This window comes from Candidatus Omnitrophota bacterium, assembly GCA_026387175.1.
Taxonomy (GTDB): Bacteria; Omnitrophota; Gorgyraeia; order 2-01-FULL-45-10; family 2-01-FULL-45-10; genus CAIMPC01.
In genome coordinates, this window is record JAPLME010000012.1 from 133,432 (window position 1) to 158,435 (window position 25,004).

Here is a 25,004-nt window from a genome sequence, read left to right on the forward strand (position 1 = left end):
CCGAGACAAGGCTCCGTCAGGCTAAGTTAGGCGAATTCACCGAAGAGCTTGGCAGTATATATAAATCATTCGCTGTTCTCATGGCAGGACCTGTTTATGAAAAGGATATGAATGCAGATATCCTGGCCGGACTAGAGGAACCTTGGAAAGATATGAGAGAATTTGTTGGCGATAAACTCATGAGATTTATCACCGACAAAACAGACCGATACTACAGGATAGAAGATAATCATGAAAGGCTGAACTTAAAGGAAGAGACATTAAGGCACTATCGGTATGAACTAAAGGATGAAAAGAAGAATAGGGAGAAAGGGAATACCGACATTCTATTGGATCCGGCCAGAAGAGCGGAAGCCATTGCCAGGCTGCAGAGGAAAGCCGAGGAGAAGACACCAGAGAAAGAAAGTTATAAGATAAGCGACGGAGACGCCATATACCTTGTAAAGAAGATGGCGGAGCTGGGTTATGGCGAGGATGAGGCTATCCTTGTTTACGTAGTCGCTCCTGCCAAGATAGGGGAAATTTATAAAACGGTCTATGATAAGACAGAATTAGACAGAGAAGACACTTATACTGTAGCCGCGATAGCGGAAGTAACTGGAAGAAAGCTGGCGTTTCTCGATTCCGTAAATTTCGAAAATATTAGAAATGATATCAGGAATACGAAGATTGAATATCTGGGCAGGAAACTAAAGGAAACCGAAGGGGCAAGAGATAACGCCAAAAATGCCGGCAATAGCACTGAAGGATATGATAAGCGCATAAGAGGTCTTAAGGAAAAGATAAAGCTTACACCCGAATGGACTCCGCAAGGCCAACTCGATATCGATGTGGAAAATCTCAAAAAAGTCTTTGAGATGTCCAATAAGATAAAGAGTTTATTCAAAGACAAGCTAAATATAGAATTAACTTACGACGAGGCGCGTATCATATCCGCGGATGCTTTAGGCGGCGGGTTAATAGAAAAAGACATAGAAGATTGGGCGGATATTACTAATAAAGTTATTGCATTAGCCAAGTCTAAAGGAATAGAGATAAAGACCAAAGATGCATTGTATGTGGTGGATACATGGTTCAGGCTCGGTTTAAGTGAGCTTCAGGAAGAGAAGAAGGCGGATAAAAATGTTTTAATAAATATCCTGAAACGCGAATTGCCTAAACTGCCTAAAGGAACGGTTAAGCCCGACGATCTCATCATCAATAAGATAGCGGATGCGATGACGGCGAGAAAGACGAATTCCGCCGTTATAAAATTACTGGTCGAAGATGTCGCAAGAAAACGGAAAGAGCTCGAATTGGCGATATCGGAGAATGAGACCAAGGCCATTTCGGATTCGACTAAAGCGCCGCGGCTCACCTATGACCTGCTCGGGAAGATAACAGATATAGACCTCATGGCATGGCTGGATAATAACACCTACCCCGATGAGCGTATAGGCCTCGTCGATATTCTCGGTTATAGCGATAGGACCCTTCTCGGTGTGGAGAGGCCGATAACCGCCATGATGAAGATGAAGGAGGACGTGCTATTAAGCAATATAATACCCAAAGAGGTTTTACAGCAAACTTCATCCAGGATGGCTAGATGGAAGGAACGCGCTTTCTCCTATCTGTCACAGGACACAAACTCAGGAAGAATGATAATCGGCGCCATGGTTCTCATGCTAGTGGCCGCGTACGGGCTTGTCTATAGAAAACTTTCGAACAAGCTTCTGCCGGAAGGAGAGGAAGAGGTTCCTGAGGTGGATATGGACAAAATAAAGTTTTCCGACAAGGCTAAACTTAAAACGGCCGTCGCCATATCGGTTGCGCTGACTCCTCTGATATATTTCTCCGCGCCCGCATTTGTGTGCGCATTCGCTCTTGCGTCCATAGCGGTGTTAGGCGGCCTGGGGATCACATATATTAAGTGGTCGAAGTCTCCGCCATGGGTGGGTCTGGCAAAACCACAAAAGGGATCCGATGGTACGATCCCCAAAGAATTTAAGGCAGGGTATGAGCGCAAGCTAATCCTTACAAGGCATCTTCTTTTCCATACAGGACTCAGGCTCGCTACGCTATTTTTGACGTTCCTGATATTCAGCACAGTGAACCTGAACGATATAAATATTGCGTTTACGGCGGTATGGCTGGCCAGCATATACTATCTGGTGAAGATAATAATAGACATTTACCTCATTAAGTTTGGAATGTGGATTTTTGGCGCAAAAGTAAAGCTGGAAGACAAGATAACAGATGCTGCTATGGAGGACAAGGGAACTTTCGCGGTAATAGTGCCGCTGAGGCCCGGGAATGATGAGCAGCTTGATAATGTTATAGATAAAAATGTGGCACTTCTTGAAGGAGTAAATTCCGATAAAGTCATAACTATTACTATACTTCAAGCAACAGATGACCGCGCCGGCGCCGCAAATCCTAAAGGAGATCCGGCGCTTCTGAGGCATTATTATGAGAAACTCAACAAAAAGGTCTTCCGGAACCCGAATATCTCGGAGGATGTAAAGAATAGATTCTATGTCTTCTCGATGGGAGGCGTGGCTAAACCTCATAATATGTATAAGGTGCTTCGATGGTTCAACCTGGCGAAGGAAGAGGACGATGAGCAGACAAGGGATTTTATTTTCGGACTGGACACGGATAAGCCTCTTACGGATGACGACATTTTAATGAAAGAGAAGTCTACCTCTCCATATGACATACCGCATCTCGGGCAAGATGAATATGGTAGATATGGAATAATGGGAACCAGGGATGGTTTAATAAAACTCTTCGATATTAGAAAAGGCGGCAACAAACCAGGATTAGAACTCGAAAATGGCTGCATACTCGATGCCGACAATTATACCACACCTGAGACCGTGCTCAGGATGATCAATACCATGGATGACAGATTTATGGTATGGCAGCCGAGGATAGAATTCTACAATGCTCCCGATACTATGTACAGTTACGTCATGAAGAACGTCCCACAGAATGCCCTGGGGAATTTCTCGCAGTCGGGCGCTACTTTTTCCGAAGGCGGCATCCGGTCTTTCGGGAAATATTATTTCAGGATAAAAGCATATTACGAAATAGAGGTTAACGGCACCCGTCCTTTTCAGAAGATGTACCCATTGGCTCCATCATGGCTACAGAGCGAAGACGCTTATCATGGGTTCTTCGGAAGGGTCGGATATGTACCTGAGGCTATAATATATGAAAATACCCCGAATAATCCCCTGCTCGATTTATTGAGAGAGAAGACGAAATGGCTTCCCACTTTTGATATAAGAAATTTCGTCGCCTTTCACTCCGGCATAATATGGCTCGCCTCTTCAAGGACGAGGCTCTCCCGGGGAGTATGGGCTGCGGGCATTATTATGGCAGGTCTATTTGGCGGCGTTGTGCTCTCTTTTGCAACTTTCAATATATTTTACGCCGTCTTTCTTATAATGCCGGCTCTATTATCTTTATCATTATTTAATATTCTGCGGAAACTATCGGAAACTTCTAAGCAGGAAAAAGTAGACCTTATGGCAAGGACAAGCCTTCCGAAACTTCCCTTGAGAGGGCATGTCTCGGAAGGGCTTGTTACCAGAGGAATGTTCAGCGAGCCCATATGGGCGTTTCAACTCCTTTTGACTTTCTACGCAATGATGAGTCCGGGTGTTTTGGAAATGGAGCTTCCGTTCCTAGGAGAAGTCATATTTTTAATCATAATGACCCTACTAGTGCATCCAAAATTCACAGGTCCGCTCTCAAATTATATATCAGGGATAGTTGAGCCGCCTATAAAGATATTTAAGAAAGAAGGCTCCGAGGATGAATATAAAAAATATAAAGACTTAAGCATTGGGCAAAAAGTCGTCACTATATCTGTATCGTTCATTTTCCATGACATTCCTGTCGGGATGCTCGAGCTCGTCAAGTCCACCTCGATATATCTTATGAAATTGGTGTCCAAACCGTCCAGTCTATATTTAGGGTTCAAAAAGTCATATACGGAGGTTAAGGATCAGCTAAGCGGAGGTTCGACAAGCGGAACGTGGCCGTCATTTGTGGAGTTGAGAGCAAATCCCAATCTGTTAACCTACATTATAGAATTCAGATGGGCCATCACGGTAGGGCTGGGTATCTTGCTACTAACGGCATCTACCACCGGTCTTGGAGCTATGATCCATCTTACGCCTCTAGTCGTGGGAATCATAAGCGCGCTATTCGTAACATCCTCTTCCATTGTGCCTAGTCTTGTTGGTGATTACAGAAAAGATGGTACTGAAGATCAACAGATAAGAAGAAAATGGGGTTCTTTCGCTATTGGCACGATATTTGTGCTTTTAAATATATTGATAAATGTATGGCCGGGTGTTATAGCGAATATCATACCGCTTGATCTGATCCTCAGGGCATCGACTATATTTATAGCGTCCTTCATCTTTGGTCCCGGCGTAGCGTTCTTCGCCGGCATACCTTTCGGCGAACGGATTAATGCGGATAAGGAGAATAACCCTCCGCATTGGGTTTCTGGAGTTACAAAGCGTCTGGCGATCACCTTAGGTTTCGTGGTTATAGGGGCCGGTATCTTATTGACTATTTTAGGCTTACCCGGCATCGGGCCTATACATATCACCGATAATCTTGTCATGGGAGGCATGATGCAGACGGGTGACGGATCTGCCGGAGTATTTCTGCCGGCGTTCGGAAGTCTCCTGCGTTTGCCCTGGTACTTCGCCTTCTTCTTCAATATCATACTGGGCGGCGCGGTTATTCTTGGAACAGCCGGTTATATGTTAGGCATAGGGAGCCAAATCCGGAGGTCCTTATTTAAGGAAGGTAAGGTACGGGAGACTTTTGAAGAGAGAGCGCTCGAGTGGCTTAATAAAAATTTTACCGGTGACGAAAAAGCCGCAAAGAAGCACATGAAGGATAATATACTCGATAATATTTGCGATGCGGAAAATTACGCGATGAACACCGTAGCCGCCGGGCGATGGATCGATGCGGTATGGGAGAAATTCACATCAGAAAGAAAAGGCCTGTTCAGTGCGATAGAGGTGTTCAAAAACTGGTCTAAAAAATATCAGGGAGCCGGTATATATGAAATAAATACCATTGCGGACAATATTATTGAAAAGCTGAAGCTTTCAGGCGAAGACGCCAAGCTGCTGAGAAGCATAGCCGCCGGTGCCGTATTGGCCCGCGCCAGAAAAGAATTCACGGATTGGTTTAAGGTAAAAGATAATCAGACAGCCGCCATAGATGAAATAAACGCTAAGGTGGATGAAATTATCGATGAAGGCGTTCGTTCGGAGGAAGATGTGGCACAGTTGAAGGCCACAGCCGACAAAGATATATTGGACCGTGCGAAAATGGAATTCAAGGATTGGTTTAAAAAGAATCGCAAATCCGACGAAGATGTTATAAGAGCCAAGAAAAATGAAATTATTAAAAAGTACGAACTTTCAGGAAAGAGCGCCGATAAATTTAGGATCGAAGTTATCGAAGAGAAGAAGGCTCAAAAACGAATGGACGATGCTTCTAAAACGACATCGTACCAGGCAATAGAATCGTTTAAAAATTGGTTTAACCTGGAATGTGCAAAAGAAGAATTTATACGGTGGTTTGAAAAGAAGTATAAAAAAGTCACTAAAGATGAGGAGATAATCAAGAAGAAAAACGAAATTATTAAAGAATTCAAACTTTCGAAAGAAGATGCCGATAAATTCAGCGCCGAGACTGCTGAAGATACGAAAACTCAAGAGCGGATGGAAAAGGCCTTAGCTGGCACACTTCCAATAAAAATGGAGATACAGAAAAGAATAGATATTATCGAAAAAGAACCTAAGCATTTACGTTTATTGGATGACACGCTTAGGCTGGAAGATGCGGCTAATAAAGCTGTGTTGACCAGAGCTAAAAAAATATTAGAGGAATGGTTTAAGGAGAAGGATGATGATGCGGCGGCCATAATGGATGAGATAGACGGGATAATGGAGCATAGCATTAAAAAATTCGAGCTTTCGGAAAAGGCCGCCGCGCAACTGAAGGCCGAAGCAGATACCATCATACTGAACCACGCAAAAGGTTTGTTGGCGGAATGGTTTGAAGTAAATCCCACAGCCACCTTAGATGAAATAAACGCCAAGGCGGATGAAATCATCGGTGAGTTTAGGCTTTCAGAAAATAAAAAAAGCATAGACGATTTTAAAACCAAGATTGCCGCAGCCGTATTGAATCACGCCAGAACAATATTGGCTAAATGGATTAAAGAAAATCCCGCGGCTAACATAGCGGATATAAATAAAAAAGTAAGAGAAATTATCGACGATTATAAAATTTCGGGAAGAGAGAAAGACGTCGTACATTTTAGGGCCGAAGCTTCCAGGATAATATTGAGCCGGGCGGGAGAACTATTTATGAATTGGTTCAAAGCTAATCCCGCAGCCACCATAGATGAAATAAACGCTATGGTAAATGAAACTATTAAAACGTTCAAATTTCCGCAGGAGGATGTCTCTTTGGGAAAAGGGCCCACGCAGCCAAAAGCCACAGCTATCGAAGCCGTATTAAATAACGCAAAAAAATTATTAATGAAGTGGTTCAGGGTAAAACGCAAAGTCACCATAGCTGAAATAAACGCCATGGTAAATAAAATTATCGGTGAAGGCATGCTTTCGAAAGAAGACACGGTACAATTCAGGACTGGGTCCATTATGGACTGCGCAAAAGAATTATTTAAGAAATGGCTTAAAGAAAGCCCCGCAGCCGCTATAGTTGAGATAAACGCTGAGATAGATAAAATTATTGATAATTATAAATTTTCGAAAGAAGCCTCTATAAAATTTAAAGCCGAAGCTTCCAAAATTATATTAAGCCATGCGGAAGAACTATTGATGAATTGGTTCAAGGCTAATCCCGCAGTCGCTATAGATGAGATAAACGCAATGTTAGAGGGTAGCATAGAGAGGTTCGGCTTCTCGGGAAAAACCGCAAGCCGCTTTAAAGCTGAATCCTTCATAAGCTGCGCAAAAGAATTGTTAACGAAATGGCTTGAAGAAAATCCCAATGTTGCCATAAAAGAGATAAAAGCCGAGAAAAATAAAATTATCGGCAACCTTAAATTGTCGGAAGAAGCTGCCAAGCAATTTAGAGCCGAAGCTTCTAAAATTATATCAAATCACGCGGAAAAGTTATTAATGAGTTGGGTCAGGGCTAATCCCACAGTTGCTAAAGATGAAGCACACGCCAAGGTAATGGAAATTACCGGAAGACTGGGCATTTCTCCAAAGGAAGCCAGACGATTAACGGTCAAAATAATGAACGAGCTAAATGTTCAAAAGCAAAAAGGAGAAGCTCCTAAGACAGCGCCAATCGTGATGCACGCCGGCACTCCCGAAGGCCGATATGACGTAGCTACCGTGAAAGTCATTGATGGGAAGCTACAGGATTACAAAGGCATAGATAATGGCATGCAGGAGGCCCTGACAACGCTATTGAAAAGAATCACGAATAAGGACATTGAAGCGAAAGTCGCCGAGCTTCTTGGCGATGAAGCCGCAAGAAAAGGACTATTAGAAGGTAAGGCCATAAGAATAGTTCAGGATAATGACCGGCTAATGCACTTTACGGAAGGTCCGGATGTCATAACTATAGATATAGATGCACTAAGATATAGCGAACTTCTATTCATGGAATTCATTCACGAATTATTGCACGCAAAACTTGCCGCGATTCCGACCAGAGCAGGACCTATCGAGGAAGAGATAACTGTTACTACGCTCGAAATCGAGCTCTTCCTGATATTCCCGCAAGATATTCAGACTAAAATCCTCGAGACCCTCAAAGCAGATAATGACTTAGATGACCAGCAATTCTATAAGATCCTGGAAAAAGCCCAAGTTCAGGGCGCTGCTGCCATAACAGGCGATATACGAGGATACGTAATAGGCCTTACTGCGATCAATCAATCGATGACCGCCGAAGAGATATGGGCGGCGTTGTGCGCAATGGATGGTTCGGAGCTTCCGGAGCTTAAAAAGTTTTCAACAAGGCAGGGCCAGACCATATTTGATCATGTCTACGGTCTAGTCACATTTGAAGAGGAATTGAATATAGCTGTAAATATGGCTGATACTGTTCAGGGAGAAGCCAGGGCCATGGAAGCTGTAATTTCGAAAAAGGATGCCCGCACCGATGCAACAGGTAAGCCTTCGGTTGAGCGCTTGGATCCGGCTAAAGTAGACGCATTCATTAGATATTATAATAATATCGTCAAGGGCCCGGATGGCGCTAGAAAGCTCTTCCTGTTAAGACTCGCTATCGCGCTTCATGATATAGGCAAGGTAGAGGGTAGAGGCGAAGACAGAGCCGCGCATTATAGGCATGCCGCACCAGTTATAGAAAAGCTCTATAAGGATGGGATTATTACAGATGAAGAAGCGCGTTTTGTTCTAGCGCTCATTTATCTGCACGATACTTTTAACACGCTGCACTTCGGCGAGGTGCTACCAGCTCATATAAAAGAATATCTCCAAGGGCCCAACGTCAACGTCTCTGAAGCGAAGTATTATGAGCTAGCACCGCTCCTTTATATATTCGATGTCGGCTCAGTCGAGAAAGGCTTGATATCGGATAGCCATCTCGCTAATGCGGTCTATCTCTCCAGCCCTGCCAATATAGCGAATCTTATGGATAATTGGGACGCTATACGTTTTTACGAAGGTTTCTGCGGAGAGGGAAATAAAGTCATAGATTTCTCCGCGCCTCGTGGCTCAACTATGTCGTTTAATCTGGATCCGGCGCTTAATTCACTTAGCTCGGTAGATAAAGCGCGTCTAAGCAGATTTTTAAGAGAGAAGGTGGCGTTTACCGGCCAGGCCATATTCATTTTCAGGTACATGAACGAATTGGCTAAGAACGATCCTGATAAGCCGGGTGCGCTTGTGAAATTCTTACTTTTAATGGAGCGGGTATTGGCGGCCAACCCGAGTATAAATATTATACACTTTACACCGACCGGAGATCGGACTACAAAAGAATTTGCGGAACTATTATATAACCATGTAAAGAGCATGACACCGGCCCTTGCGGCGCCGGATCAGCTTACGCAAAATATCGCGGCACAGCTCGATCTGCCGATCACAGTAGAAGACGGAATGCTCGTCATAAATACTCAGTTAGCAATGGCTGCTAAGGCGGCTGCAATTGAAGCTCTTCCCCAGGCGATGTCGGTGGTAGAGGAGGAGAAACCGCTGGAAATCACGGATATAGGGACGACCGGCACTCATAACGATAAATATAGGGATCGGCATACTAAGAGTAGGATACTGGTCGATATTACTAACGGAAGATATATAAGGGTGACCTATAATAATGGAGAGCTGCAGATAGCGGGTGTCGATATAGGAAAGAATGCCTCTCCGATAGATCATGTCCTGCAAGACCGGCTCAGCGAGCTTAATAAGAGCAAAACATTCAAAGATTTCCTGGGCGCCAATAAAGATTTACTCGGAAACCTCTCTTTCTACCTGCTTGAGGCCGATGCCGCCGCAAAATATTCTAAATACCCGCATATCCTGACGGTTATCGGTGATCAGTATGATTTCGCATGGTCCGGAACCCACGATGGCAGCGAACAGGCGGTTTATATAACAAGGGCATTCTTCACCGATATCGATATGAAGCTCATTATTGATGTCCTGAAGAATCAGATACTGCTGGCGAGTGTGCGATATGATGCATGGCAGAAGAGCAGGAAGCTGCCGTTCGGCGATATAAATTCGAAAAAAGTCCATGAGATCATGGCTCGCCTTCGCGAAACATCAATAGTAAAGAAGGACCTGAAGGCCATCTATAGATATGATGTAGAAATAAGCAGGGTGTATTTTATAAATATACATACTTGCAACGAGATTATTAAACTTATGAAGAAGGTAAGAGACAGTATGCCGGCCTTCGCGCCCGCGGCCATGAACTACGAGACCGCGGCTAAATTCAAAGAGGCCATCATTAAGCATGATTTCGACAGTGCTATACACGAATGGGGTATTCTGACCTATGACCTCAGAGAACTTGCTTTAAATAGCGATCAAATGTCGAAGGAGTTACTGGAAAAGAAGGAAGTAAAGCTTTTCCTTGCGCTGGCGGGAGGCATAAACAGCATCTTCAATAAGTATATGCTTAACCAGGGCATATCCAATCAAGAGGGCCTGGAAACAGGCAAGGTTGTCGGCAGGGTCAGGGTGGTGGCCGATATAGATAAAATAGAGAAAGAGTTCAAGAATGCCAAGGGCGACGAGATATGGGTTATACCGTATTTGCCTTTCCGCTCCGATATACCCGGCGTGGGCTGTATCATAAGCATCGCCGGAAACAGGCATGCTATCGATAGCGCCAAAGTCCAGGGCATACCTCTTGCGGTCGTTCCTAATGCAGTTGAGCTCTTGCGTGATTTTGAGCTTTCGACAGGCATGCTGCGTGTCGATTCTGACGGAGGCGCCCACTTCAGGAAAGCATTCCAAGGAGAAACAGGCGAGCCTGCGGTCAAGGAGAAGGTGCATATAACCGTTCCAAAAGCCAAAGTGGGAAAGAAGCTTATCTATAGACTTGATGAAGTGGATCGTAACTTTGTCAGCTATGTGGGCTCTAAAACGGCTAACCTTGGAGAGATGATAAGCAATGGCGTGAATATACCGGAGGGTATCGCGCCCACAGTCGCTTTCTGGGACAAATTCAGTAAATATAACGGGCTCGATGAAAAGATAACCGCCCTGAGGCAGAAAATAGAGGTAAAGTCAGGAAAGATTGTAACGCCGCCTGATAAAGTAAGAGAGACGTTGGCGGAAATAAAGAAAGTTATAATGAACGGTTCATTCCCCAAAGAGATCGAAGAAGTATTATTTACCGAAATAAATAAGATGCGCGATAAATATGGCAGAGTAAGTTTCTATGTTCGTTCTTCGTTCAATTTCGAAGATCTGCCGGAGAATTCTATGGCGGGTCATTATGATTCTTATCCGTCAGATGAACAGATGGATACTAACTCGGATGAGGGCATACTTCGAGCGATTAAGTTAGTCTTTGCCTCGAAATGGAATGAGATAGCGTTTAATACGCGTGCATCGAACCGTGTTGACGATGGGGATGTTGAGCCTGCCCTTATTATTCAGGTGCCGGTGAAGGCGAAATATGCGGGTATCATGTATACTGCCGATCCCGTATCTTCTAATTTTAACAAGATATCGATTATGGCAAGCCATGGACAGGGCGCCAGCGTGGTCGATAAGAAGGGAAGGCCAGCCGAGGTCAGCGTAGACAAAACACTTACGGTAGATCAGGGCACATGGGTTGTTCAGGAGACATCACGCGTTCCCAGGGCGTACCGTTTTAAAGACGGCATTATCGAAGATACATATGTGACCGCGGAAGAGCAGCGAGAGCATATACTTACCCCAAAACTTATTTCGATCCTGAAGAAAGCGAGTGAGCAGATAGAGGAGCTCTACGGTTTCTGGCCGCAGGATATAGAGTGGGTGCTTGACCAATCCGGCTGTTTATGGATAGTCCAGTCCAGGCCTATGCGTACGAATGTTTTACCTGCGGATAACATGATCAAAAACGGTATGGACGCCAAAGTATATCAGGTGAATGAAGATGCCCTTATAGGCTTAAAAGAGTCGCTTCGTGAACCTGCGAACCCTGCCACCGCAGAGAAATTGATAAATGCTCTCCACCTGGATATACCTACAAGAGAACTTATAAGTAAAATGCCGGTAAAGTACGGAGAGAGGATCGTTTCCGCGCGATATCTCGAGTTTATGGCAGGTAACCACAAATTCGCGAATACCTTTACGCCCGAAATGATCAACGCGATTATAAAAAATATATCCGAAGATAGAAAGGCCATAATAGTCGATGCCGGGGCCATGCCTCAAATACTTGCCGCGCTAAGGAAGATAGCGCTTAATAGCGATAATACCGAAGTGAAAGAAGCGATAAAGGAATTCTTTATTAAGTATCTAGGAACGATGAATACCATAGCGGTGTCTCATACAATAAATATAGAAATAGCGAAAGCTCTTGTCGAATATCGGGAGTATGATCTGGCGCTAGCTAAGTTAAGGTCAGCGGAAAACTGTGAAGGGCAGCCGGATGTCGCCGATCTTACCATAAGAGTCCTGGCGGATATACCGACCAAAGAGTCCATAGAAAGGCTCGAAGGGTTCTTGTCAATCAATGGCGCTAACAGCTGGGTGGCAGAGTATGCCCGGAGAGTAATAAACAGATTGAAGATTTCTATAAGTGAGGCAGAAAGCACCGCCGCTCGAAAAGCGGCTGCAAGTGCGGCTTATGATGCCGCACTTGAGCAGAGAATGCTTCTTCTTCCGCCTGCGCCGGTTGCACTGCAGCTTCCCGCTCCGGAATTTATCATCGCCTTGCCGAAAGTAAATGAGGCGACTGATGCTAAAAATATGCAGATTATCAAAGATACTATTGAAGGAGCTCCGGCGCTTAAAGGAATCGCGAAGATAGAGTTCGTCCCGAATGTTGATGCGTTTAACTCACGTATTGTGGGTGGCAATGTTAATGGTATCTTCCTTGATCTGAGCATGCTCGAAAATGGCACTCTAAAAGAGCTACAGAGCGTATTGAATGAAGTTACAATTAGCGCCTCAGCCATCTTTGTAAGCCCAAGGACCAGAGAAGAGCTTGAGCGCATATTGAAAGATATCGCCGCCACACTCGATGAGATAGCCAAATTTGATATTGATGAAGCTGCCCGAGCTCAGCGTGGGGCCGATTATAAAGATCAGTTGCAACATAGGCTTGCAGGCCAAATTAAGTCGTTAGGGACAGCCCTGGCAGTCAGAAAAGAAGCCGTAGCTCCTGTTTATAATTCCGCGCCTTTCGTTGATAAAGCTACGCTCGCGAACAAGACTTATGCGCTGGCTACAACCGAGAAGGTGGCGCTCTCCAATATGTTCGCCGCCGGCAATATGCAGAAGGCCGGAGATATGGGTGTGATTAACTGCTTTGTCTACGGTGAGATATTAAAAACCGAAGGTGAGGCGCGAGCATTCTTAATGGCGTCAGGCTATGAAGGCGATATTAACAATGTCAAGTTCGTGGATAAGCGTGGTCTCTCATACGAAGGCGTGAGAACCGCTATTATGACTAAAACGGGTGTGGAGTCGGTGAATATGGGTATAGCATACGCTAAAGATGAGCTGGGTGCGGTGGCTGCAGTCAAAGGCGAGAAGCTCCTCGAGATGAAGGAGATAGACATGGGCGGCGTGAAGGTTGTTGCCTCCATCAACTACTATCAGACGCTCTTGCAGATGGTCACTACATCTACAGATCTACTGGATAAGATGATAGCTGACGGACAGCTGCCTCCGGGCGTCACCTATGACAGCGTTAAGCGCATATTCACATATCTGCCCAAAGCCCTGCCGATAGACTACGGCAGAGAGATCGAGACTTACAGGAATGCCGTAAATGCGATACGCACCGCGGCGTAATCCTTCTATATACAATCTAGCCAAAGGCAAACCTATGGTGACATAGGGGCGCAAAGCGATTGGGTCTAGATATCCTAGATAGCCAAGCTGCCTGGAACAAAGGTAGCTTGGCTATCTATTTAAAGCTTCAAAAACCAGCCTAATAAAAAGGACTTTGTATGAGTAGAGCAAAAAACTCAAACTTGTTTAAAGCCCTATCTCTCATCTTAATAAGCACATTTCTATCTCTTGATATATCATATGCATATCCTCCCGAACATAATGCCAATGATTCCACGTTAGCTATTCCTTCTGTTTTGCAACAAACGCCTATAAATGAGCAAGCTGCACAATTACAACAGACTGTATTATCCCAAGGCAAGTTATTGGGCGCTGTTTGCAGTATAGGTAAATATCTTTTAGAAGATAAGCTCCCGATTAAGTATTTAAGGCAGGTTATCTCAGCGGAACTTGGCAAGGCCATTGAGGATATAGACTTGTCTCAAGTTACTGTTAAAGATGGTGCTGCGTTCATCCCGTGCGTGATAAACAACAGAAAGCGCATCGTTCAGCTGGCTCTGAAAAATAGCCTTGCTGTAAAAAACTTAACGGGTGATGAATGGGCCGCATCTGAGAGATATACAATAAAAATTGCTCCAGAGAAGAAGGAGCAATCGAATAGAACAATAGAGCCCCATTCACCAAAAAATATTGACGAACAGAATATAGGATTATTTCAATCCACCCTGATAAAACGAATAGTGCAAGAGTTTGATTTAGGTGAGATTTTGAATATTGATTTCATAAACGGTGGTGGCGGAAGAATAAGCAGCCCCATTCCCAGAATCAAAACGGCAAAAGGCGTATTTTTGATAAAAAAACTGAAGAGAATGCGGGCGGATCAAAAAGGAGGCGAAGAAGACGCCTCCTTTATTATGGATTATGTGCATTATCTTATTCATCAAGGCATATCCATCCCCAGCGTTACTAAAAATGATTCAAACGGAAATGATCCCCGAGATTATTTTACAACATTTGATGTTACCACGCCCGGGGACAAAAATAAGAGATATGAATTTTATACCGTAGATAAATTTGTAGAAGGAAGATCTATCCTTCGTGAGGATTGTCCGCCGGAGACGCTTAAAGCGATCGGTAAAACGCTTGGGAAAATTCATAAAGTATCCGAAAATTTCCCCATCCGATTCAAGCTCGGCCCAGGACATTATAGTTTCTTATATTCAGTGAATGGAACGCTAGATCCTAAAGCGACTTGGTACGATAATTTGGACTCATACCTTAATCCTACAGAAAAGAATATCATAAGCGAAGCAATGAAAGAGATAAGAAATTATTGGAGTGAGCATGATATTAATAAAATTTCCAAACCCCAGACCATACCAAGCGATATGAATATGGCAAATATCATTTTTAACGAAAGCGGTACCGAAATACGCGCTATCTTTGATTGGGATAACGCGCGTCCCAATAGTTATAGGATAGAGGACTTTTTTGCTACGTTATGTCATGGAGGAAGACCCCGAACCGCCAAATCATATGGCATTGCCGAAGACCTGCAGTATCTTTTACAAGGGTGGGAAGAGGGTTATGGCGGAAAACTTGGAAAAAATGAGGAGGATTCGATTCCTCACCTCTTTGTTACAATCGTAATGGACCATATTCATGATTCTGCAGAAATATTAGCAAAGAAGGACCCGAACGATAAATATACCGAGGATAATTTACATAACATTCTTGTGCCGGCATTGGCTAGTTTGATTAAAGGCATGATCGATAAAAAAAATACGCAGCAATATACCCGCGAAGGCATTAAGTTGTGGTATGAACAATCAAGAAAAACTGAAAAACCGATAAAGGATTCGACATTTAATTTGACGTTGACAACTCTTTTTGGGGTTGAGTATAAGCCGGGGAGCGACGCAAGAGAAAATGCGGAATATGTCGTATCGGTGATGAATAAGTACCCCGATCGCATGGATGGGTTTATAAAAGATCTCTTCGAAGCCCTCGATAGAGGCGGACATTCGGCGACATGGTCCGGCAGATACGCGCCGCTTGCATTAGCCATGCATAATATATTGAAAGGTGGTAACGTTAACCTCTATGATGTAGATGAGAGTTTTAATAAACTGAGCAAAGATATTCCTGAGATAGCATATCTGCTGAGTGCGTATCCTTTAACTGCCCGCGATCGCGCCGGACTTCCGCCATCCCCTGAATTCAAATTTAACGGAAATGTGCTCGCAAGCACACCTATAAAGATAATTGATTTCGGTAGCGCTCCGAAAGAGGACGGGCCTCCCGTTTTTACAACCTTGTTGAGCGTTCTGGAGCTTCTGCATCCCGGTAGATTTGATGCGGTTATAACTGATATTGTTTATCCTAAGTATCGTATTACCGATACCGATGATATAGAGCCCGGTAGATATCAGTTTGTTGATGGAAAGGCTGATATAACGGTAAAGAAATACGGCGCTGACTGTAAGATTACGTGTTTCGATGCCTTAGCGGATGGTACCGATGGCAAATATAATGTCGTATCAGATTCATACAACTCATCTGAAAAGTATGATTTTGTGATTGCGAGCAACCTTGTAGCAGGATATATGGGCCCTAAATATCAAGGACAAACAGGGCGAGGAATAGAAGTTAACGGCAAGCGCCTGCTAAGAGAAGACGGCAATGATCAAAAGTACGATCTTAATGACGACCAGGAAAGAATAATAAAGAATCTTCTTAAGAGTCTTAAGCCTAATGGAATACTGTTCTTTAACCCGAGCGGAACGGCCATCGACCGTAGCACAGATCACGTATTTCAGGTGATCCAAAATAAAGACGGTAGCTATGTCGTTTTTGATAACGTTATCCCATACACAACAAGCCCCGAATGCCTGATGACGCCTTTCAATAATCTTGCCGATTATCTGCCTAAGGAAAAACGGCATTTGATAGAAGAAATCCTTCCTAAGGACAAAGCCTCATCAGACGAAATAAAAAAATTGTTTACTCACGCCTTCTCGCTTGCTTACCATTATCAGAATAATGGCCATTCAATATGGGCCAATATGTCAAAGGCTTCTTGCGCGATCGGCATGGGGAGGGGGTTTATAAAGGTATTTAATACGATTATGGAGTATGTGCCGGACAAATATAGGAATCCAGTAATGGATCAGGTCAAAGATATCCTGCACAAGGAGCACGTCTCGATCATTGACGACACCGTGAACCCTGAGCAGATATTGGATCATTACACCTCCCTTACCGATAAGAAATTAAAGGAAGAAGCAGTTTGTACTAGAGATCATATGGAGCGCGTGGGAGGAATAGTTTCAAGAATAGGTGTGAAGATAGGGCTTTCGCCGGATGACATGAAAATATTGATGGCCGCCGCATATGGTCACGACGCCGGAACAGACATGCTTTCGTCAGTATGGAAAAATATAAATGACGCGAAAGTTGATACTAATCTCGAAAAAACCCGTGCTAACATTAAAAGGAATCCAGGTAAGGCAAATACTTTATTATCCCTTCCGGACTTTATTGTCTATGCGGAAAAGCTTATTACGGAAAGAAAGGGCGTACCGCTGACAGATGAAGAAAAGTATTTAATCGAACTCATGATCGAAGATGATTATAGGCATGGAGAAAATTCCGTAGAATTTCTGAGCAATTTTTACATAATACCCGAAGAAGTCGCGATATTGATCAGAGAGCATAAAGACTATGAAAGCTTTTTGGAAAATATCGGTAATATTAAAGATTCTGATCGGATGGAGCGGCTGTTATCAATATTGATAACAGCAGATGCCTTTGAGGCCATAAATGCCCGGACATCTAAAGCATTTAAAGAAACATTTGATGATATCAGGAAAAAAGGCCTCAATGAAGAGCCGTTAAATGCGCTTTTAGCGCTCTTGGAAAAAAAAGACAAAGAATTATTAGATATTATTTTCGAAGCCAGAAAAACAGATAAATTAACCCCTGAAGACGAAGTATTTCTTAAGTTATCAGGTGAGAAAGAATTTAAAAAGATTTTCAGTTCCTACCCGACTATCAAAGAGGCGGAAGCTAACGGGTGGCTTGGGATAGCGATTCCGCGCTGGAAAGAGCTAAAGATAATGCAGCAATGGGGGCCGCATGACGATACGGTCGCTGCTCATACCCTGGGGGTATTAGAGGCTTTGAGTCAAAATGAAGCATTAAGGAATCTTAAGAATCCTGAAGATGCTTTCACCATGGCATTTTTCCACGATTTCGGCAAAGATTTTTACAATCCTAATTATAAAAAGTCATCGGATCAAAAACATTCAGATACTCATAATATAATAAGCGCAAAGCTTGTTTTGGATATACTTCCCGGGTTTGGTTTTAGCGAAGAGTATGCAAAGAAGATCGCATGGTATGTGAAGTATCACCATGTTATGTGGCATCTGGCATATAAGGGAGGAATAGAGGCTAATATAACAGACGCTAACGGAAAGGAAACAACATCGTCTTTTCTTGATGAACTGACCGAAAGAGACATAGATATATTTACGATGTTTTTCTGCGCCGAAATGAAACAGGTGGGAACGTGGGATCTCGGATCGAATAGTGAAAGCATACTGAAGGTATCGGATCAATTAAAGAGGTTCGTGAATGAAACAAAAGATATTCAAGGAAAGGATCGTAAACAAAAAATAGCGCAATTTATGAAAGAGTTGATAAATGCAGCGAGTGAACGTAAGCCATGGGTAGAAAAATCAATTCGTTTTATATCTCCGAGCGTAATGGAATATCCTAACCCTGATCAAATTGAAGAAGTTTTTAGGAGTTTGGATGAAGAGATTGTCAATCATGGTATTTTTGGCATTATCCCTACATACAGATATAACTACATAAAATTATTAATGGATAACATGAGTCTTATAGATGAGTCAAAATATCTGTCCGCTGCATGCAAAAATGACTTACGCAAACTTTCCGCCGAAGATAGAAAAAGTTTCGCGATTGTCGCCAATCGCGTATTGTTAGATATCTTAAATAGATCAAGTAACGGCGAGGAAGGATATTCCTTACCGGTTGTTTCCAATTTAGACTATATGCCAAATAGCCCGACTATATTACTGGTTGCCCCTTTTGAAAAAAAAGAATTAAAGGCAGGATCGTTCCTTGCCCCGCCGCTCGGAATTTATAGGTTGGCAAATTATTTAAGATTATTCGGGATAAAAGTCGATATATTTGACCCGAATCTTAATGGCGGCAAAGAGAAGGGCGCTGAAGAGCTTTGCGATTTTGTAAAAAAACAAACCACAAACGGAGGATATGATTTTATAGGATTCAGCATATATGCGCCGACATTGGAAAATGACTTAGAGCTTGCAGGAGAATTAAAGAAGATTTCCGCTAAATCTATTTTTATAGCCGGAGGCGAGGGTGCTTTTTATAATTCAGAAAAATTACTGACGCCCGATACGTCTTTTAATGCCATATATAAAGGATTTGGAGAAGCTTCTCTTCTTGACACTTTAATTTTATATATGCAAAACGGCAAAGGAAATCTCTATGATAAAGAAGGGGCTAGAGAGATAAAAAGCGCTATCGTAAAATTAAAGACCGGCGAAGTTATCGAAACGCCTCCGCAATCTATGGTAACAAAGGATGAGTACAGAGTTATGTCCTTATTTTTTGACAGTACGATCGTACCATATGAAGGCTATTGGAGTTTTATGGAAGAATTATATGTTTGCGGATCCGCGGAAGTCAAGCCGATCATAGACGTAGACGCTATAAAAACGGTTAGATTAATAACCAGCAGCCATTGCCCCATGGGGTGTTCATTCTGTTCTTCCACGAATTTTCTTAATGACTCGATCGGCGAGAAAAGGCAACGGGTTCTTTCTTTGGCTCCCCAGGAAATAATAGAAATTTTAAGGAATATAAAAAAATATCATCCGGAGACCAGAACCATATTCTTTAACGACGATGATTTTATGATCTACCCAAAGCGGGTTAAAGAATTATGCGGTTTAATTAAGAAAGAGTTCGGAGGAAATGGATTCCGGTTTATTGCGCTTGGGAGGGTGGACAAGGTCGATAAAGAATTGCTTGAAAAAATGCAGGAGGCCGGATTTATTCAGATAAATTATGGCATCGAGAGCTTTTCAGACAAAGTCTTACTGGATATGAATAAAAATATTAAGAGCAGTAAGAATATTACGGGGCTCGACATTACTTTAAATAGCGGGATAGTTCCTCTGATCAATCTCATATTATTTTACCCGACAGCTACAAAAGAAGATGTACTGTCTACTATGCGAACATCCGTTGAATTTGTCGCTAAAGGAGCCGAGTTGAGTTATTGGCCGTTTGTAGAAGCGTTCAAAGGGGCTTCTATAATGAAAAAAGTTAAAAATGGCAAAAATCCCGAAGGCGAGTATGAGTTATCGGAAAATGGAAAAGATATCTCGCCGGTTGATATAGAAGTTAGAAACCTTGCAAAAGAAGCCATTAGAAATAAAGAAACGGTAATCCAGGAGATAAAGACAAAATATGCCATAAAAGGAAAGATCCCGCATGTCGTAGATGTACTAGCCTTCTTTATCGCGTTTTATAGAGCTTCCGGTGAGCCTACGCAACGTATCGAACAAGTGATCAATGATAGGCTTGGCGCGCATGCGCAAAAGATTAAAACTATTGAAGTAGGGAAAACCTCATTAAATGTTATAGTTGCCGAAAGAATTAATACCGGTTTAATTGAGTTTCAGAAGCCGATAATTGTTACGACAGGAGAAGAAGGAGAAGCTGAAAGGCGTGCCGATAAAGAGTTACGAGCAGGTCATGTAGGTGTGATTACGGTGGCCGGCGGCGAAGCTTCAAGGGCAGGGATTGGGTATCCTAAGGGGATGCATCCGATTATGCCGGTTTCAGATAAAACGCTGTTTGAAACCCGCGCCGAAGAAATAAAAGTTGCCGAGGAATACTATGGTAAGACGATTCCCTGGTATATTATGATTTCAGAAAACACCGGTAAGGCCACCCAGAGTTACTTCGGAGAAAATAAATTTTTTGGTTTAAGGAAGGAAGATGTTATTTTTGTTCAGGCGGAAAGCGTACCGGCGTTCTTGGCGGGTACGCAACGAGTAGCCATGAAGGATGCCGAGCACATATTAACGATGCCGGGTGGACATGGCAACATATATAAGGCCATGCAGAACAAACAGGCACGCACGGATGGAGGAAAGATAAGCGCGCTAGAAGATGCTAAGCAAAGAGGCATAGAAACGTTTGTATACTGTCAAATTGATAATGCGATGCCGGTTATGAATAGACGGGCTTTAGGGGTACATCTGAAAGAGAATTCGGATTTTACGATCGTCTCAGTGCGCAAAAGAGATCAAGAGGAAAACCTCGGCATTCCTGTTCTGGATACTTTAAACGGGAATAACTTTTTTGTTGAATACAATCAGCCCGGAGGCGAGGAGCTTAAGCATAAAAAGGGTTTTGATTATGGCGCGTGCGGTATATTTATTCTCGCGCGCAGTTTTATGGAGAAAATGGATCAGCCTCCATATCATCTGGTCCGCAACAAAAAATCTAAAATATATAAAGACGGTAAAATTCAGCAAGGCCTTATCGACAAATATGAAAATTTTATGTTCGATGTTTTACCGTATGCAAAAAAATCAGTTAATATTTTATTTCCCAGAGAAGAATGTTTTGCTCCGTTTAAGAGCATGGAAGGGCCTGATTCTTATGAGGCCGCTGCCAAGACCGTATCAAATTACTGGAAAATAATAATTGGAAGGGCATTTCCTGAGCTTGAAATTCCTCAGACAACGATTATTGAATTACCCAGGCGTTCAGAATACATGAAACCGCGAGAACTTAGAAGAGCATTATTGGCTATAAATTTTCCAAATTTTTTGGAAGGAAACGCAAGCTTGCTTGTTTCGTCTGATTTCATGAAAGTGACTAAAAAGATATTGAATCTATCGGGAAATTCCCGCGCGCTGTCCGGCAGGCTGCTTACTGGTAAATTATCCCGATATGAAAGAGAAATATTAAAGAGGGCTATACTGGAAAAGTATAGAGAAGAGCAAAAAGTAGGGGCGATCGAAAAAATTCGGTATCCGCAGGATAGCAGTGATTGGGAATCGGCCGGTAATGCTTTGGCAAAAGCCCGGGAAAAATATGCAGAAACCGGCAAGCCGTTATTTTTAGAAGGAGTTACTTTAATTTACAGGCCTAGAGACAACAAATATGGACTATTTCGAGAAGCAATTGAAAAAATGAATAACTGGAATACAGCGGAAGAAAAACCTCTTGTTGCCACCGTCGCCGCAGGATCAGAGCATATAACACTCTATGATCTTGCTTGTATGCTTGACTGGGAGAGGAAATATAAAAATCAATTTAATGATTCTACGAAACACGAAATTGATAAAAGAACCGAAGAGCTTCTTGGGGCAGGTGGGTTTGAGACAGGGGATCATGCCTGCGAGCAAGCCACATATGAAATATTAACCAAGAAGGTTGATAAAATATTAAAAGATTTTAAAGCGGATAGAGCGCCTGTTTTTAAACCGTGCAATATCGCTATATCAATGCCACCATGCGGGCCGTTTGCCGTTCTTTTAAGCATGGAGCCTAAGACCGCGGAAGATTTAGCGATTGTCACTAAGATTCAGGATGCTATCAGGGATGAAACCGGAATTGAAAACACAGGAGCTGTTAAAGTCCATATAACATTGGGGTATATTGTTAATTCTATTTATAAGGATGAAAAGGTATTTGGAGAATTCATGCGGCATATTACCGAATTAGACGCGTATATAAGAGGGAAAGGCGCTTTACCGGAGCACGAATTTACCTCCCCTCAAATGGAACTAAGCTATCTCGACAATCTGGACAATTATAAACCTATCTCTACTTTTGGATGGATAGGCTCGAATATAAATTCTGCAACTTCGTCAGTAGCAGCGCCGGTCGCAATCCGTGCCGGCACTCCCGAAGGCCGATATGACGTAGCCACCGCGAAAGTCATTAATGGAGAATTGCAGGATTACAAAGGTATAGATAATGGGATGCAGGCGGCCCTGTCAACGCTATTGGAAAGAATCACGAATAAGGACATTGAAACGAAAGTCGCCGAGCTTCTTGGCGACGATGTCGCGAGAATAAAGCTATTAGAAGGCAAAACCATAAGAATCGTCCAGGACAACGACCGGTTAATGCACTTTACGGAAGATCCTAATGTCATAACTATAGATATAGACGCACTAAAGTATAACGAACTTTTATTCATGGAATTCATCCACGAATTATTACATGCGAAGCTTGCGGCAATGCCTACGAGAGCAGGACCTATCGAGGAAGAGATAACTGTTACTACACTGGAAGTCGAACTCTTCCTGACATTCCCGCAAGATATCCAGAATAAGATCCTCGAAACACTCAAAGCAGATAATGACTTAGATGACCAGCAATTCTATAAAATCCTCGAAAAAGCTAAAACCAATGCCGATATCAATAGCGTAAGAGACGATATTATAAATTATGTCCTTTCAAACCTCCCCGATCATGGTATAGGCATCCCCATTGCTGTATCATATGATACCGGAGAATATCTGGCGCATGTGGCATTTCAGCAGGAATATAGCGACACAGCCACCTATGACGGCAAGGACAGGCAATTCCTACACAGAACTCCCGATGGCAAAATCAAGACAGGCCCTTGTACAGACTTTTTATTGACGAAGCGGAAACCGATAAATGAATATATCAAAGAGTTTAAGGCCGCTCACAGTGAATTAGAGATTATTGCCGTACTGCCGCATGGCAATGCCATGACGAACGAAGGATTTGTAATATTCTCCGGAGGTAAGCTCTATCATACAATTAAGGAAATAGAACAACCGGATGCAAAAGGCAAAACCTACACCTGCTTTGTGTCGTGGAAGGATAAATGGGAAGGAAAAAAATATTCAGTCAAGGAATTGGAATTCAGAGGTAATGAAGTATTCGTGTCCGGGACGGCCTCGCCAATTACAGATAAGATCAACTATGCCGTATCGGGCCAACAACTTGTCAAAGGCTCAGAAGCTGTGCCTATAGCCAGTCTTTATGATAAATTAGTGGACCCAAAACAGATATTTATTTACCCACACTTTAAATACAAAGATTCCGAAGGCAATGACCGCGATCTATTCTTCGGTATGGCCGCTATGTACAAGAATAAAGAATTGTTCGAAAAAGTTCTGAAACCTGAACCGGAATTCATCGAATTCAGTAGGGCAGAGCTTGTCGACCTGGGGATTAATGCAAATGACGTGATAAAAACGGCTATGGATGAGCTTGGCTACAAAGAAGAGGCCGATTACATACTTACACCGAGTATGATAAAAATACGGCTTAAACTAAACCCTTATGCCCACAACCTGATAGGTGTAAACGATAAAGGGGATATAGTCACCATAACATGCACAGGCGATTCCAAAAAGCATAAAGGTATAACCATAACGGATCTCCAGGATTTTGTAATTAAGAACGGCGTGAAGGACATGATAATGCTATCTAACGGCACGGACATACAGATCCTAGATGGAAACGGTAAAAGGCTTGTCGAATCCGCCAATAAAGCTCGCACTGAAATGCCGGCAGTAATAATAATTGCGAAGAAACGCTTGTCGGTATCCAAAACAGTGGAATTCTCATTGAATAATGAAAATAATCTTAACCAATTCGAAGCAGATAGTGCGGTCGGAGATTTGATAATTCTCGCAAGGCGTGCTCAAAGAGAGAACCAAAAACTTATAATCGGCCTTGAGACGGATTGGATACCCGGAATGAATGTGAAGGGCAGCCTGCAGAGAAATGCAATTGCCGCGCTAATGAAAGAAATAGATGGAATTGGCGAAACCTTAAAATCTATGGGCTTGGATAATGTAGAGGTTATCCGCGGGAGTGGGAATGATTTAGCAAATACATTGCTGACTGAAGCCGATAAAACCCATACCAGTTTGCATAACATCGTTGTGATGGCATCGACAAACACTATAAATTCTAATAGCTTTACGGCGTTAAAGGATGCGAATGAGAATGATAGACCATTCCTTGCCGGTATAGACCCTACGGAACTGATGAAACTTTACGACGAATTTGGCGAGACTACCAGTAAACAGCTCTATATACGACTGATGCAGATGCTCTATATGACATTGGAGCTTGCGTCAGGTAAGGAGCCGCCTCAGATTCCCTTAATCATGTCATATGATAAGAAGACGAGAACTGTTATATTCCTGCCAAAAGCAGAGCCTAGAGATTATGAAATGTTAAAGAACGTCTATGCGGCTGAGAAGATGGCGTTAGCAGCGGCATAGTTAAGATGAAAAAAGGTAGCAGCATTTATATTGACCTAACAGTATCTTGATGGTAAACTTAAACATATTCTTTTAAGAGAATAAAATATGACAAGACACAGGTTCAGGTTAAAACGAATAGATAATGAGCTTCATTTTAAAGCCA

At 42.9% G+C, this 25,004-nt stretch carries 2 protein-coding genes and 1 riboswitch (1 of these 3 running past the window's edge); both genes read left to right on the top strand.

Annotated elements, in window-relative coordinates; all coding sequences use genetic code 11:
* Positions 1-13,499, top strand: partial view of a peptidoglycan-binding protein gene (locus NTY76_07860; protein ID MCX5678998.1) — the final stretch only. It extends 20,395 nt beyond the left edge of the window; only the last 13,499 of its 33,894 coding nucleotides appear in the window; the start codon falls outside the window, past its left edge; its stop codon occupies positions 13,497-13,499.
* Between the two features lie 15 nt (positions 13,500-13,514).
* Positions 13,515-13,594, top strand: a riboswitch (cyclic di-GMP riboswitch).
* 63 nt (positions 13,595-13,657) lie between these two features.
* Entirely contained in the window at positions 13,658-24,859 is an 11,202-nt protein-coding gene (locus NTY76_07865) for a UTP--glucose-1-phosphate uridylyltransferase (GenBank protein MCX5678999.1), read from the top strand.
* The last annotated feature ends 145 nt before the right edge of the window (positions 24,860-25,004 follow it).